This is a genomic window from Parazoarcus sp. PS-13 R2A, from assembly GCF_057621855.1.
This window is the reverse complement of the sequence record NZ_JBYEXN010000012.1, coordinates 140,441-155,091: the sequence shown is the minus strand read 5'-3', so window position 1 is coordinate 155,091 and position 14,651 is coordinate 140,441. Positions and strand designations below refer to the sequence as shown.

Below are 14,651 nucleotides of genomic sequence, written 5' to 3'. Positions count from 1 at the left end.
GAAAGCGTTTGCGCCCTTTGAACCATCGTTGAACCGCTGTTCGTCTCTGCTATCCTTGCGCCCTTCCGGAAATTTCAGGGCCCGTCATGGCAGGCACGCAATACGACGAATCCTCCTTTCGCGTTCTCAAGGGACTCGAGCCGGTGCGCGAGCGCCCGGGTATGTACACCCGGACCGACAGCCCCACCCATATCATTCAGGAAGTCATCGACAACGCCGCAGACGAGGCGCTGGCCGGTTTCGCCAAGAAGATTCACGTCACCCTTCACCTCGATGGCTCGGTCATGGTGGCCGACGACGGTCGCGGCATCCCGGTCGGCCTGCATCCGGTCGAAGGCGTGCCCGTGGTCGTGCTGGCCTATACGCGGCTGCACGCGGGCGGCAAGTTCGACAAGCGCGAGGGTAATTCCGCCTATGCGTTCTCTGGCGGCCTGCACGGTGTGGGCGTCTCGGTCACCAATGCGCTGTCCACCCGCATCGAGGTGGAAGTAAAGCGCGACGGCAAGATCCACCGCATCGACTTCTCCGACGGCGGCGAAACCATCAGCCCGGTGCGCATCGAAGGCGATTGCGGGCGTCAGACCGGAACCCGTGTGCGCGTGTGGCCCGACCCGAAGTATTTTGAGTCGCCCCGCGTGCCGATGAACGAACTCGAGCGTCTGCTGCGCTCCAAGGCCGTGCTGCTGTCGGGCGTGGCCGTGCGGCTCGACATCGAGCAGGCCAACGGCCCGATGCTGACCAAGACCTGGTCCTACCCGGAAGGTCTGGCAGGCTATCTCAACGAGGTATCGGGCGATATCGAGCCGGTGGCACCGATCTTCACCGGCGAGAAGTACGCCGGCAAGGACGACACCAGCTTTGCGCCGGGCGAAGGCGCGAGCTGGGCGCTGGCCTGGTTCGAATCCGCCGTCCCGAGCGAGTCCTACGTCAACCTGATTCCAACCGTCAACGGCGGCACCCATGAGTCCGGCCTGCGCGCCGGGGTCTTCGATGCGATGAAATCCTTCATCGACCATCACACCCTGCTGCCGCGCGGCGTGAAACTGCAGCAGGAGGACGTGTGCGGGCGCATGAGCTTCGTGCTCTCGGCGCGTCTGCTCGACCCGCAGTTTCAGGGCCAGGTGAAGGAAAAGCTCAACTCGCGCGAAGCGGTGAAGCTCGTCTCCAGCCAGATCCGCGACCCCTTCGAGATCTGGCTCAACAATCACGTCGAAGCCGGCAAGGCGATTGCAGAGCTGTCGATCAAACAGGCCTTGTCGCGGCAGAAGAGCGCGCAGAAAGTCGAAAAGCGGAAGACTTCCGGCGTGGCCGTGCTGCCGGGCAAGCTCTCCGATTGCGAGTCAGAGGATATCGCGCACAACGAACTCTTCCTGGTCGAGGGCGACTCCGCCGGCGGCTCGGCCAAGATGGCGCGCAACAAGGAAACTCAGGCCATCCTGCCACTGCGCGGCAAGGTGCAGAACGCATGGGAGATCGACCCCGACCGCATCCTGGCCAATGCCGAGATTCACGACATTGCCGTCGCCCTCGGCGTGGATGCCCACCGCCCCGACAGCACGCCTGACCTCAGCGGCCTGCGCTACGGCAAGATCGTCATCATGTCCGACGCGGACGTCGACGGCGCGCACATCCAGACCCTGCTGCTGACCCTGTTCTTCCGTCACTTCCCCAAGCTGATCGAACATGGCCACGTATATGTCGCGCAGCCGCCGCTGTACCGGGTGGACGTACCCGCCCAGGGCAAGAAGCGCCCGCCCCGCCGGCTGTATGCGCTGGACGAAGGCGAACTCACCGCGATGCGCGATCGTCTCGCCGCCGAAGGCTTCAAGCCCGAGGCCATCGAGATCGGCCGCTTCAAGGGTCTGGGCGAAATGAACCCCGATCAGCTGCGCGAAACCACCATGGACCCGGCCACCCGCCGCGTGTTGCCGGTGCACGTGCGCGCTGGCGCTTTCGACGACACGCTGAAGATGTTCACCCTGCTGATGGGCAAGGGCGAAGCCTCCGGGCGCCGCGCCTGGATGGAAGAAAAGGGCGACTCGGTCGAAGCGGATATCTGACTTTCGGCTAAGCGCCTCTGCGCTAACCGTGGAACACTTGCCGCAGACTGCACACTCTTGGTCTGCGGCAACTGCACTCTCCACCGGCTTGCGCGAACGCGACGATGAGATTTCCCGCTAAGCCGGGCCCCACATTTCACCAAAGGAACCTTCGCGATATTGAGGTTCTGCGCTCACTCGAACGCCGACGTTACGTGCATGAGGAGTACGCCTGACTGAGCGTACCGGGCACCCACGCAATTTCCCATGCGCTAGTAGCGCGAAAACACATCCTTCAGCTTGCACAGCGCCGTCGTAATGTCGAAGCGCGTCTCGGGCAGCGCCTCGCCTTTCATGATGCTCGCCAGCGCAAGCGCCGGAACCGACTCCCCGGTCAGCAGCACCTGCGCATTCCGCGCCTGCATGTGGCGCACGAAGCCGTCGCCGGCGCTTGCCGCAACGACGATCTCTACCCCATCGAGCGGATGCGGTCCGTCGTCCTTCCAGTAATGCATCAGCTGCGCCTTCTCCAGCGTGACCCGGGTCGGCGGCGGGACTGGCGCGTCGCGCCTGCAGTCGTAGACGAGCCAGTGATGCGACTTGCCGGCATGGCCTGCGACGGTGGTGAAATGATTGGTAGCGATTGCAATTTTCACATTGGGACTCCGGTTCGATACCACACGGAAAGCAGATTCAGTGCCATCACGCGCCCCGCTCGGAATGCTATTTGCTTGAGCACGCTACCCCGACTCTTCACCCGACTGCCATGGCCCGTTCGAAACCGCAGGAAAACCTTATCGCCTTCGGCCCCTTGCCCGCCCATATCAATACGCTCCTGCAGGAAGGCGTCAGCTGTCACCGCAGCGATCCGGCGCGTGCGCGTGCGCTGTTCCGCCATGCCATCGAGATCTCACCCTCCTCCCTGCCCGCCTACCGCTGCCTGTTCAAGCTGCAGAATCAGCAGCGCGAGTTCGACGATGCACTGGTCGTTGCGCTCGATGGCCTCGCCGAAGCCGCGCACCAGGCGCGGGTCAGCCAGGACTGGCGGCACTGGACGCCCGAGGACGTCGGGGACGACAAGCTGCGCACGGTTGCACAGCGCTTCCTGCTGTCATTTCTCAAGGCGCTGTCCTTCATCGAACTGCGCCGGGGCAACCCCGAGGCCAGTCGCCACATCGTCGCCCGCCTGCAGGTTCTTGACCCCGAAGACGGCGTCGGCCACTCGGTGATCTCGGCCCTGCTTGACGACGATGCCGATGAGGCCGCCGACTGAGTCGGAATTGCGACAAGGCAGCGCCCGACGTCGTGTCTCTCACGAGTTCGCGGGAAGATCGGCTCGCGCCGAATGGCCCTGACGGGTTAAGATCGCCCCCTTTCCGGCCCGTCGCCGGGATATCCGCCTGATCCTGGCCTACTCCCGATGAGCAACGACATATCCAATCCGTTCGGCGATTCCGCCGCCCTGCCCCCGGCAGACCAGCCTCCTGTTGACGACGGCACCCTCGCCCTCGACCACTATGCCGAGCGCGCCTATCTCGCCTATGCGATGAGCGTGGTGAAGTCGCGCGCCCTGCCTCAGGTCGAGGACGGCATGAAGCCGGTCCAGCGCCGCATCCTTTACGCCATGAGCGAGATGCGGCTGTCGTCGACGTCAAAGCATGTGAAGTCGGCGCGTGTGGTCGGCGATGTGATCGGTAAATACCATCCCCACGGCGACACCTCGGTGTACGACGCCATGGTGCGGGTGGCACAGGACTTTTCGCTGCGCTATCCGCTGGTCGACGGCCAGGGCAACTTCGGCTCGCGCGACGGCGACTCCGCCGCGGCAATGCGCTACACCGAATGCCGCCTGACCCCGATCGCCGAACTGCTGCTGTCCGAGATCGATCGCGGCACGGTGGATTTCATCCCCAACTACGACGGCGCCTTCGAAGAGCCGCAACTGCTGCCCGCGCGCCTGCCTTTCGTGCTGCTCAACGGCGCCTCAGGCATCGCGGTCGGCATGGCCACCGAGATTCCGCCGCACAACCTGCGTGAAGTCGCCGAGGCCACCTGCCACCTGATCCGCCACCCGGAAGCCGGACTGGAAGACGTGCTAGAACGCATGCCGGGACCGGATTTCCCCGGCGGCGGCCAGCTCATCTCCTCGCCCGAGGCGATCCGCGACGCCTACACCGGCGGCCGTGGCAGCCTGCGCATGCGCGCACGCTGGCGCATCGAGGAACTCGCGCGCGGCCAGTGGCGGGTGATCGTCGAAGAGCTGCCGCACGGTGTTTCGGCTTCGCAGGTACTGGCCGAGATCGAAACCCTGACCAACCCGCAGCCGCGCTCGGGCAAGAAGGAAGTCAGCCAGGAGCAGAAGAACCTCAAGCAGCTGGTGCTGGGCGCAGTGGAAACCGTGCGCGACGAGTCGAGCGACAAGTCGCCGATCCGCATCGTGCTCGAGCCACGCTCCAGCCGCCAGAGCCGCGACGAATTCATGGCGGTGCTGCTGGCCCACACCAGCCTCGAGACCTCGGTCTCGGTCAACATGACCATGATCGGCCGCGACGGCCGGCCGCAGCAGAAGAACCTGGTGCAGGTGCTGCGCGAGTGGATCGACTTCCGCTACGTCACCGTCGAGCGCCGCACCCGGCACCGGCTGGACGAAGTGGATCGTCGCATCCACATCCTCGAAGGCCGCATGATCGCCTTCATCCACATCGAGGAGGTGATCCGCGTCATCCGCGAATCGGACGAACCGAAGCCTGCGCTGATCGCCGCCTTCGGCCTCACCGACATCCAGGCCGAGGACATCCTCGAAATCCGCCTGCGTCAGCTCGCACGCCTGGAAGGCTTCAAGATCGAAAAGGAGCTGGGCGAACTGCGCGACGAGCGCGCTGGCCTGCAGCACATCCTCGACAACCGTTCGGCGATGACCAAGCTGATCCTGAAAGAAATCCAGGACGACGCGAAGAAGTACGGCGACGACCGCCGCACCCTGATCGAAACCGTGGCCGCCGTTGCCCCGGCAGAGATCAGCGTGCCCGACGAACCGATTACGGTGATCCTGTCCCGAAACGGCTGGATCCGTTCGCGCCAGGGCCACGGTATCGACCCCGCATCCATCAGCTACAAGGCGGGCGACTTCGGCTTTGCCGTGCTCGAAACGCGCACGACCTGGCCGCTTGTCGTCATCGACACGCGTGGCCGCGCCTATACCGTCAAGGCAGCGGAGCTGCCAGGCGGACGCGGTGACGGCGTGCCGATCACCACCTTGGTGGAGTTTCAGGACGGCGGCAAACTGGCCCAGGTCGTAGCCGACGCGCCGGATGCAAACTACTTCTTCGCCAACAGCGGCAGCTACGGCTTCATCTGCAGCGTGGGCGACGCCACCAGCCGCCAGCGTGCGGGCAAGGCCTTCATGGCCATGGAAAAGGGCGAAACCGTGCTGCGTCCGGCGCGGGTGCAGGGCGACTGGATTGCCGCCGCATCGGCTGGCGGCCGTGTGCTGGTGTTCCCGCGTGCCGAGATGAAGGTGCAGTCGGGCGGACGCGGCGTGATCGTGATGGGCATGGACGAAGACGAGACCCTGGTCGCGGTGGCCGTACCTGCGGACGACGCGATTCTCACCGTCGAAGGCATCGGCCGCGGCAGCAAGCAGACTTCGGTCACGCTCAAGCCGGCACAGCGCGAAACCATGCGTCACCGCCGTGCGCGCAAGGGCATGCAGCTCGCAATCCGGCTCAAGCCGGAAAACATGTATTGAGGAAAGCGAATCAGCCCGGCGCGACGGGTTCGATCGGCGGCAGGATGGAGCGGATCGGGTCGTTGGCCGGGATCGTACCGGGCGCTTCGGGCGGGGGGTCGCCCACGCGTGATTCGATCAGGATCGCGACCCGCCGGTTGCGCGTGCGCCCCTCTTCGGTCGTGTTGTCCGCCACCGGGCGCTGGTCGGCATAACCGGCCGCCGTCAGGCGTTCGGGCGACACCCCCGAATCCACGAACAGGCGCACCACCGACGACGCCCGCACTGCAGAGAGTTCCCAGTTTGAGGGGAAGCGGAAGGTGCTGATCGGGATGTTGTCGGTATGCCCCTCGATCGTCACCGGGAACGACGCCAGCGCAATCACGCCTGCCACTGCACGCAGCGCCGCAACCGCCTCGTCACCGAGCACCGCCTCTCCGGGTGCAAACAACAGACTGGCGTTGATCTCGACGGTAATGCCAAACGCCCCTTCGGACACACTGACCTGTCCATCACGTGTCAGCGGCCCGAGCACACGCCGGATTTCCTCGGCCATGTTGCGCATGCGCGCGGCGTTCTGCTGGCGTTCTTCCTCGGCTTTCTTCTCTTCGGCAGTCGGGGCCTGCATCTTGGGTTTCTGCAGGGCCGGCGAAATGGGGCCCGTCACCACGGCGATCGGCGGCATGATGATCTGCTGTCCGCTCTCGTTCACGTTGATGCTGCGAAACGCCTGCACCAGTGAATCCGACAACACCCGGTAGTTTCCCTCGTTGATCGAACTCAGCGAGTACATCACGACAAAGAAGGCGAACAGCAGGGTGATGAAGTCGGCGTAGGACACCAGCCAGCGTTCGTGGTTTTCGTGTTCTTCAGGAGCCTTGCGTCGGCGTGCCATGGCGGGTTCCGCTGTGGCCCGTCAGACCAGGTAGCCCTGCATGCGGCTCTCGACGATCCGCGGATTGTCACCGCTCGCGATGCCCACCAGACCATCGACGAACATCTCGCGCTGGGACACCATGGTCCCGATATGGGCCTGCAGCTTCTTGGCGACCGGCAGAAAGATCAGGTTGGCGAGCCCGACACCGTAGATGGTCGCAACAAAGGCGACCGCAATGCCGGCGCCGAGCTTGGATGGATCGGAGAGGTTTTCCATGACGTGGATCAGGCCCAGCACCGCACCCAGAATCCCGATCGTCGGCGCGTAACCGCCGGCGCCTTCCCAGATCTTGGCCTTCTGCTTGAGCTGTCCTTCCCAGGTATCGATCTCGACCTCGAGCACTTCGCGCAGACGCCCCGGCTCGACACCGTCGACCAGCATCTGCAGGCCGCGCTGCATGAAGGGATCATTCAGACCGTCGATCTGCCCTTCGAGTACGAGCAGGCCTTCCTTGCGCGCAACCGTGCTCCACGCCGACACCTGCTCGATGATGGCCTCATGACTGCTCATCGGCGGCACGAACACCCACTTGGCCATCTTGAGGCCGTCGACGAAAACGCGCAGCGGGCTTTGCAGCATGACCGCACCGGCAGTGCCGCCGACCACGATCAGGAACGCGGTGGGCTGCATCAGCGAAGACAGGTGCCCACCCTCGAGAACCTGCCCGATGAGGATGGCAGCAAGTCCGAGCGCGATGCCAACGAGGCTGATGCTATCCATTGGATTCCATCCTGTGGCCGTCAGGCCCCTGCGGGCGGGTTCTTGGGCGGGCGACCGCGGCGCGCACCGGGCGTGCTGCCCGCCGGGCGAGCCCCGACCACCTGCACACGCAGGCGCGCAATGGCCTGGCTGTGGAGCTGACACACGCGCGATTCGGTCACACCCAGCACCTCGCCGATCTCGCGCAGGTTCAGCTCTTCGTCGTAGTACAGCGCCATGATCATCTTCTCGCGCTCGGGCAGCGCCTCGATCGCGCGTACCAGGCTGGCACGGTTGTCCGCGCTCTCGAGCAGTTCCAGCGGGTTGGTTTCATGCTCGCCGAAATGACGCTCGAGGAAATCCTCGCCTTCGTCACGGGCGAAGTCGTCGAAATAGACGAGCTGGTGACCGCGCGCCTCCTGCAGCATGTGCTGGTACTCGGACAGCGACACGCCGAGGGACTCGGCAAGCTCGGTCTCACTCGGTGCGCGACCGTTCTGCTGTTCGAGATCGTTGATGGCGGATTCGATGCGGCGCATGTCGCGGCGCAGGCTGCGCGGTACCCAGTCGTTCTCGCGCAGACCATCGAGCATCGAGCCACGGATGCGCTGGACCGCATAGGTTTCGAACTGCGCGCCCATGCCTTCCTCGAAACGGCCGATCGCGTCGAGCAAGCCCATCATGCCGTTCTGGATCAGATCCTCGACGTCGACGCTCGCAGGCAGCTTGGCCATGAGCTGATAGGCAATGCGCTTGACCAGAGGCGCATAGGACACCACCAGGTGATCGGTATCGAGTTGTCCGTCAGCGTCGTACATCCATTGGACCTGTATTTTTTTGCGACGCGACCGTTCGGGCGTGACCGCAGGCGCGTTCAAGGAGGTCCATTTTCCCGCACTGGCGTTCGCATTGCTAGCAGGATAGGTCAGCGGCATCACAATACTCACTCCCTGCGCACCTGCCCGGCCGGCCGGCTACGTGCCATCACCGAGAGACGACGCAGAAACGCGGCCTCCGGCTCGCGCGGCGAGGACATTGACTGCGGCTGCGACAGACCTTCTGCGATGTCGTCGCGCTCGATTTCGCCCAGCCATGCAAGCGGCACGCCGACATGGCGGCGCACCAGGCCTTGAAGGCTGGTGAAGAAGCGCTCCGCATCGGCCCGGTTGCGGGCACGGCAGACGGCCACGTGCAGCGACCCGGCACCGGCGGCCGCGAGCTGCTTGATGACTTGATAGGCTTCGGTCGCGCCACTCGCGCTCGCCTCTGCGACCAGCAGCCGACGCGGCGCCGCATGCACAAAGGGCGACGGGTCGCTGGCCGAGCTCTGACCGGCGTGGATCAGCACGAAACCGGCATGACGGTGCAGAACCCGCAGCGCTTCGACCAGACATGCGCGACGCGCATCGTCGAGCAGGGGCAAGGCCAGTGCGGCGGCGGCAGCGGGCACACGTCCGAGCAGACCGGGCACCGGCTGCAGCAGGCCGGCGAGCGTCAGCCGGCCATCGAGCATCTGCAACAGATCCGGGCCCGCCGGCAGCTCCAGCGCAGCGGTCAGGGCCTCGTCGCCGGTCGCCTCGTCGAGCAGCAGCACGCGGTGCGCATGGCCGGCAATGCGATGGGCAGCACGCACCGCATTGTGCGTGCGGTAGCGACCGGTGGCATACAGCGCAACCACGCCCGGTGGTGCGTTACGGAACAAACGCCGCAGTCCCGCCGCCTGGTCTTCGCGTCCGTCGATCATGTCAGGCTCCCTGGCCCGCAGCTGCGAGCATCATGCCGGCCTCATCCCCGTTGAGATGCCAGGGTGACTCGCCCCCCTGCTCTCGCAGAGCGCGATGAAGGAGGTAGGCGCGGTTGGGAAGGTGCAGATCTTCCGGCACGCGCTGGCCATTGGTCACGTAGAACACATTCAGGGCGCGGCGCACGGCGACATCGATGGCCGGTGCCAGCGAAGCGGCTTCGTCCACCTTGGTAAAGATGCAGCCCGCCAGATCGGGGCCGGCGTAGGCACGCACGACGTCGTCCAGCGTGTCGCCGCGGCAGGTGGCGTTGAGCAGCAGCAGGCGACGGACGTCGCCGGCGCCGCTGAGCATGGCCGCCTGCTCGGCCACCATGCGGTCGCGCTGGCTCATGCCCATGGTGTCGATGAGTACGATGTGCTTGTTGCGCAGCTCGCCAAGCGTCTGACGCAGGTCGGATGCATCGCGCACCGAAAACACCGGCACGCCAAGGATCCGGCCATAGATCCGCAGCTGCTCCTGTGCACCGATCCGATAGCCGTCGGTGGTGATCAGCGCCAGCTTGCCCGCACCATGACGCAGCACGCAGCGCGCAGCGAGCTTGGCGGTGGTCGTGGTCTTGCCGACACCGGTGGGGCCCACCAGCGCATAGACGCCGCCACGATCGATGAGGTCATCGTCGGTCGAACGCGCATTGAGCTTGCGGTCGAGCATGGCACGCACGACGGCATGCGCCTGATCGGGCGTCGCATCCTCCGGAATCGCTTCCGCCAGCTGGCGTGCGGTCGTACCGGAGAAGCCGGCTTCGAGCAGCTCTCCGAGCATGGCCGCGCGGGCAGGTGCATGGCGGCGGGTTTCACCCCAGGCAAAGCCTGCGAGCTGGCGTTCGATCATGCCGCGGATGCCCGTCAGCTCGGCCATCAGTTTGTTATTGGCTTCCTGCAGTTCCCGCACACGGGCGTCTTCGGCGGCGCGAGCAGACGGACGCTCAACGGGGGGCGCAGCCTGGCGACCACCCTCTTCCACCGTCACCCGCGAGCGCATCACCGCTGCACGCTCAGGTGCCGGCGCAGCGTTGCTGCGCGGTGAGTGCGCGCTGGTATCAATACGCGGCGGATTGAAGGGGCGCATCACCGGATCGGGATTGCGACGCGGCGGCTGCGGGGCGGCATTGCGTGGCACCACGCCGGCGGCCAGTCCCGACAGACTGAGGTGAAAGTCTTCATCATCGATCGGTGCCGCCATCTGGCGCGTCGGCGCCGGAGCGGGCGCACGCGGAGCAGCAGGCGCCGGACGCACGTTTTGCAGCGCCCCCACGGCATCGGCAGGCAGCGCCAGAATCTCGACCCCACCCTCGACTGCCCGGTTGGACAGTACGATGGCATCGGCACCGAGCTCTTCCTTCAAGACTCGCAGTGCCTCACGGGCAGTTGGAGCAAAGTAGCGCTTAACGTTCATGATGAGTCTCCCGACTACAGCGCTTTGCGCGCATCCTGGAGACGATTATGCGGCGGACCAGCTGTGCGGCATGGGCGGAATAAACCGGTTTTCCCCCGCTTATTCCCCTTGCCGGAAAGTCATAAGGCGATTGCTGCCGTCAGGCGCAGCACGCAGACCGGAGGGCTGCGCGACGGGCGTTCGATCAGGTCGGAGTACCAACCATGCCGGTGATGCGGATGGTGCGCGACTCCGGCACTTCGCCATTGGAGATGACTTTCAGCGAAGGCACGGCACGGCGCAGGAAGCGCGACAGCAGCATGCGCAGCTGGGCCGGAACCAGCAGCACCGGCGGCAGGCCGATGTCTTCCTGGCGCTGGGCAAGCTGTGCCGTCTGACGCAGCAGGGTGTCGGCCAGACCCGGCTCAATTGCCCCGCCCTCGCCGCTCGCACTCATGGCCTGCAGCAGGATGCGCTCGAGACCGGGCTCGAGCGACATCACCTGCACTTCGGCATTGCCCGGGAACAGGCTCTGGACAATCGCGCGCCCCAGCGCCTCGCGTACCTTCGCGGTGAGCTCGACCGGATCCTGAATGCGCGGCGCATGTTCGGCCAGCACCTCGATGATGCTGCGCATGTCGCGGATGTTGACGCCCTCGTCGAGCAGGTTCTGCAACACTCGCTGCACGGTGGAAACCGACAGCAGCTTGGGCACCAGATCCTCGATGAGCTTGGGCGCGTCCTTTCCGATATGGTCGAGCAGCGACTGGGTCTCCTGCCGCCCGAGCAGCTCGGCGGCATGGTTGAGGATGACGTGATTGAGGTGGGTGGCCACCACCGTGCTCGCGTCGACCACGGTGTAGCCAAGCGCATGCGCCTGCTCCCGACCACCGCTTTCGATCCAGAATGCGGGCAGACCGAAGGCCGGATCCTTGGTCTCGCGACCGCTCAGCGGCCCCGACACACGACCCGGATTGATCGCCAGGAACTGCCCCGGATACGCTTCGCCAGTGCCGATCTCGACCCCCTTGAGCGCAATCCGGTAGGCATTGGGCTTGAGCTCGAGGTTGTCACGGATATGCACTGGCGAGGACAGGAACCCCACCTCCTGCGCAAACTTGCGGCGCAGGCCGCGAATGCGCTTGAGCAGTTCGCCATCCTGCCCCTTGTCCACCATCGGAATCAGGCGGTAACCCACCTCCAGCCCGAGCACATCGACCGGCGCCACGTCGTTCCAGCTTGCCTCCTGCGATTCGGCCGGCTGCTGCGCCGCAGCCGCCTGCGCCGCCGCGGGCGCCTCTGCCGCCTGCGACTCCTCGCCAATGCGCTTGTGCCGCATCCACGCCAGCGCGGCGAACATGGCCGCAAGCAGGATGAACACCACGTTGGGCATCCCCGGGATCAGGCCGAGCACGCCGATGATGATGGCAGTCAGTCCCAGCACCTGCGGGTTGGAGAACACCTGGTTGATGACCTGCCCACCGATATCGCCCTCGTCACCGACGCGGGACACGACCAGACCGGCCGCAACCGAGATGATCAGCGCCGGAATCTGCGCCACCAGGCCGTCACCAATGGTGAGCAGCGTATAGGTGCGACCCGCCTCGCCAATCGCCATGTCGTGCTGCATCACGCCGACGAAAAGACCGCCGATGATGTTGATGACCAGAATCAGGATGCCGGCGACCGCATCGCCACGAACGAACTTGGACGCACCGTCCATCGCGCCGTAGAAGTCGGACTCCTGCCCGATCTCCTTGCGTCGGCTCTTTGCCGTCTTCTCGTCGATCAGACCGGCGTTGAGGTCGGCGTCGATCGCCATCTGCTTGCCCGGCATCGCATCCAGGGTGAAGCGCGCGCTCACTTCGGCGATGCGGCCCGCACCCTTGGTGATGACGACGAAGTTGATCAGGGTGAGGATGACGAACACCACCAGGCCAACCGCTGTATTACCGCCGACCAGGAAGCTGCCGAAGGCCTCGATCACCTTGCCTGCCGCATCGCCGCCGCCATGGCCTTCGAGCAGCACGATCCGGGTCGAGGCCACGTTGAGCGACAGCCGCAGCAAGGTGGTGACCAGCAGCACGGTCGGAAACACCGAGAAATCGAGCGGTTTCTTCGAGTACATCGCCACCAGCATCACCATCACCGAGATCGCGATGTTGAAGGTGAAGAAGACGTCGAGCAGGAACACCGGCAAGGGCAGCACCATCATCGACAGAATCATGATGATGAGGATCGGTGCCGCCAGCGTGCGCAGGTTCTCTGGCGTGATCAGCGCGCGCAGGTTCAGGGTATCGTTCGAGGCCATGGGTCAGGCATTCACTCTTCGGGGGCGCCGGGGTCAAGCCCCTCGGGCACCGGCAATTCGGCAGGCGGCTGCGGCGGCAATCCGCCCTCAGCCACCCAGTTATTGAGCTGATAGACGTAGGCCATCACCTCGGCCACGGCAGTAAACAGGGTTGCGGGCACCGCCTGCTCCAGTTCGCAGTGCGCATACAGTGCGCGTGCCAGCGGCGGCGCTTCGAGCATGGCCACCTTGTTCTCGCGCGCGATCTCGCGAATTTTGAGCGCCAGATCGCCGCGCCCCTTGGCCACGACGATGGGTGCAGCCATGCGGCTCGCATCGTACTTCAGCGCCACCGAGAAGTGCGTCGGATTGGTCACCACCACGTCGGCCTTGGGCACTTCGGACATCATCCGCCGGCGCGCCATCTCGCGCTGCATCGCACGGATGCGGCCCTTGACCTGGGGGTCGCCCTCCTGCTCCTTGCCTTCGCGCTTGACCTCTTCCTTGGTCATGCGCAGTTTCTTGTGGTACTGCCACAGCTGGAAAGGCACATCCATCAGCGCCAGCAAACCCAGGCTGGTGGTGATCATCAGCGCCGCAAAGGCCACGGTGTCGGCAAAGTCGGGCATGCCCACTTCCAGCGGCTCGACCATCAGATCGAACAGGTGATCCTTGTTGACCCACAGCACAATGGCCGACACGCCGCCCACCAGCAAGGATTTCAGAATGGCTTTCACCATCTCGGCCAGGCCATGCACCGAGAACATCCGCGCCAGCCCCTGCAGGGGATTCATGCGGCCGAAATTGGGCCCCAGCGCCTTGGGGGAAAACACCAGACCGCCGAGGGCAATGGGGGACGCCACCGCGGCCACGAGCAGGGTCAGAAACAAGGGCATCATGGTCAGCAGCGCGCCGCTGAGCAGCGTATTGAAGCCGTCTAGCATGAGCACGTGGTCGAAGGCCATCTCGCGCTCGAACGCAAACGAGCGTCGCAACAGCCCGAACAGACGATCCGCCATCCAGTCGCCGAGCAGCCACAGCGTCGCCACACCGGTCATGGTGATGAAGAAGGTCGACAGCTCGCGCGACTGCGGAACCTGCCCTTCCTCGCGGGCCTGCTCTATTCGTCGTGGTGACGCTGGTTCGGTTTTCTCGAGATCGCTCTCTTCTGCCACGATCGGCTCCGGTAACGCCCTGCCATGCAGGAATCAGCATGGACGCAGGACGACGTGGGGCAATTATCGCCGGCAGCGAACAAGACCCGAAGCCGGATAAGCGCGGAGAAAACCGCGCAATTCCGGCGCTGCGAAACGTGCTGTCAGACTGTGTGCAGCGACTGCGCGCGCGCTCAGCGCGGCGCCGGCAGACGCTCGGTACCGCGGATCAGGTCACCCGCCTTGATCCCGCGCTCGCGAAACCAGCCCAGATTCATTTCCAGCGCAAAGCGCGCTGGCGCGGCCGCGCAGTGGTTGTCTTCGGTCTGCGGCTGCATGTCTTCGATGTTGAGGATGCGCCCGCTCTCGTCCAGAAAGGCCACCGAAAGCGGCAACAGGGTGTTCTTCATCCACATGCAGTGCTGCGCATTCTGCGGAAAGACGAAAACCATGCCGTGATGCGCAGGCATGCTCTTGCGGTTCATCAGCCCGAGCTGACGATCCGGGCCGGTGTAGGCCACTTCGGTCTCGATGCGGAACATGCCGGCGCCGAGTTCCGCGACCTGCATCTGCGCGCCCGCGATCGCCGGCACGAGTGCCGCCATCAGCCCGCCAATCCGCAACAC

General features: G+C 65.0%; 12 protein-coding genes. 3 read left to right on the top strand and 9 right to left on the bottom strand.

The annotated features are described in order from the left end of the window. Nucleotides 1-86 precede the first annotated feature (86 nt). Nucleotides 87-2,060: a DNA topoisomerase IV subunit B gene (locus AC22G6_RS13020; RefSeq protein WP_487367114.1), complete on the top strand. Its 1,974-nt coding sequence runs from the start codon at nt 87-89 to the stop codon at nt 2,058-2,060. A 251-nt stretch (nt 2,061-2,311) separates the two neighbouring features. Here AC22G6_RS13020 and AC22G6_RS13015 read toward each other — a convergent pair whose 3' ends face one another. Then, complete coding sequence (locus AC22G6_RS13015) at nt 2,312-2,695, bottom strand: NifB/NifX family molybdenum-iron cluster-binding protein (RefSeq protein ID WP_487367113.1); 384 nt, start codon at nt 2,693-2,695, stop codon at nt 2,312-2,314. A 110-nt stretch (nt 2,696-2,805) separates the two neighbouring features. On the opposite strand from AC22G6_RS13015, the gene AC22G6_RS13010 reads away from it, so the two are divergent. Further along, the gene (locus tag AC22G6_RS13010) at nt 2,806-3,312 is read left to right on the top strand and encodes a hypothetical protein (RefSeq protein ID WP_487367112.1); all 507 of its coding nucleotides are present in this window, start codon (nt 2,806-2,808) and stop codon (nt 3,310-3,312) included. A 147-nt stretch (nt 3,313-3,459) separates the two neighbouring features. After that, nucleotides 3,460-5,787: a DNA topoisomerase IV subunit A gene (gene parC, locus AC22G6_RS13005; RefSeq protein WP_108947674.1), complete on the top strand. Its 2,328-nt coding sequence runs from the start codon at nt 3,460-3,462 to the stop codon at nt 5,785-5,787. 10 nt (nt 5,788-5,797) lie between these two features. On the opposite strand, the gene motD is transcribed toward parC, so the two are convergent. From motD to AC22G6_RS12965, 8 genes are all read right to left on the bottom strand, one after another. Further along, a complete protein-coding gene (motD, locus tag AC22G6_RS13000) occupies nt 5,798-6,661 on the bottom strand; it encodes a flagellar motor protein MotD (RefSeq protein WP_108973818.1) in 864 nt (287 codons plus the stop codon). 21 nt (nt 6,662-6,682) lie between these two features. Further along, complete coding sequence (locus AC22G6_RS12995) at nt 6,683-7,423, bottom strand: flagellar motor protein (protein WP_487367111.1); 741 nt, start codon at nt 7,421-7,423, stop codon at nt 6,683-6,685. A 20-nt stretch (nt 7,424-7,443) separates the two neighbouring features. Further along, on the bottom strand, nt 7,444-8,220 hold the full coding sequence (locus AC22G6_RS12990) for an RNA polymerase sigma factor FliA (RefSeq protein ID WP_108947671.1): 777 nt from the start codon (nt 8,218-8,220) through the stop codon (nt 7,444-7,446). Between the two features lie 125 nt (nt 8,221-8,345). After that, nucleotides 8,346-9,146, bottom strand: a complete 801-nt coding sequence (locus AC22G6_RS12985; RefSeq protein WP_108973814.1) for a MinD/ParA family ATP-binding protein — start codon at nt 9,144-9,146, stop codon at nt 8,346-8,348. A gap of 1 nt (nt 9,147) precedes the next feature. After that, nucleotides 9,148-10,602: a flagellar biosynthesis GTPase FlhF gene (gene flhF, locus AC22G6_RS12980; protein WP_487367110.1), complete on the bottom strand. Its 1,455-nt coding sequence runs from the start codon at nt 10,600-10,602 to the stop codon at nt 9,148-9,150. Nucleotides 10,603-10,786: 184 nt separating this feature from the next. Next, a complete protein-coding gene (gene flhA / locus AC22G6_RS12975; protein ID WP_487367109.1) occupies nt 10,787-12,892 on the bottom strand; it encodes a flagellar biosynthesis protein FlhA in 2,106 nt (701 codons plus the stop codon). Nucleotides 12,893-12,903: 11 nt separating this feature from the next. Beyond that, nucleotides 12,904-14,046: a flagellar biosynthesis protein FlhB gene (flhB, locus tag AC22G6_RS12970; protein ID WP_108947667.1), complete on the bottom strand. Its 1,143-nt coding sequence runs from the start codon at nt 14,044-14,046 to the stop codon at nt 12,904-12,906. 173 nt (nt 14,047-14,219) lie between these two features. Then, nucleotides 14,220-14,630: a DUF192 domain-containing protein gene (locus AC22G6_RS12965; protein ID WP_487367119.1), complete on the bottom strand. Its 411-nt coding sequence runs from the start codon at nt 14,628-14,630 to the stop codon at nt 14,220-14,222. Nucleotides 14,631-14,651: the final 21 nt, after the last annotated feature.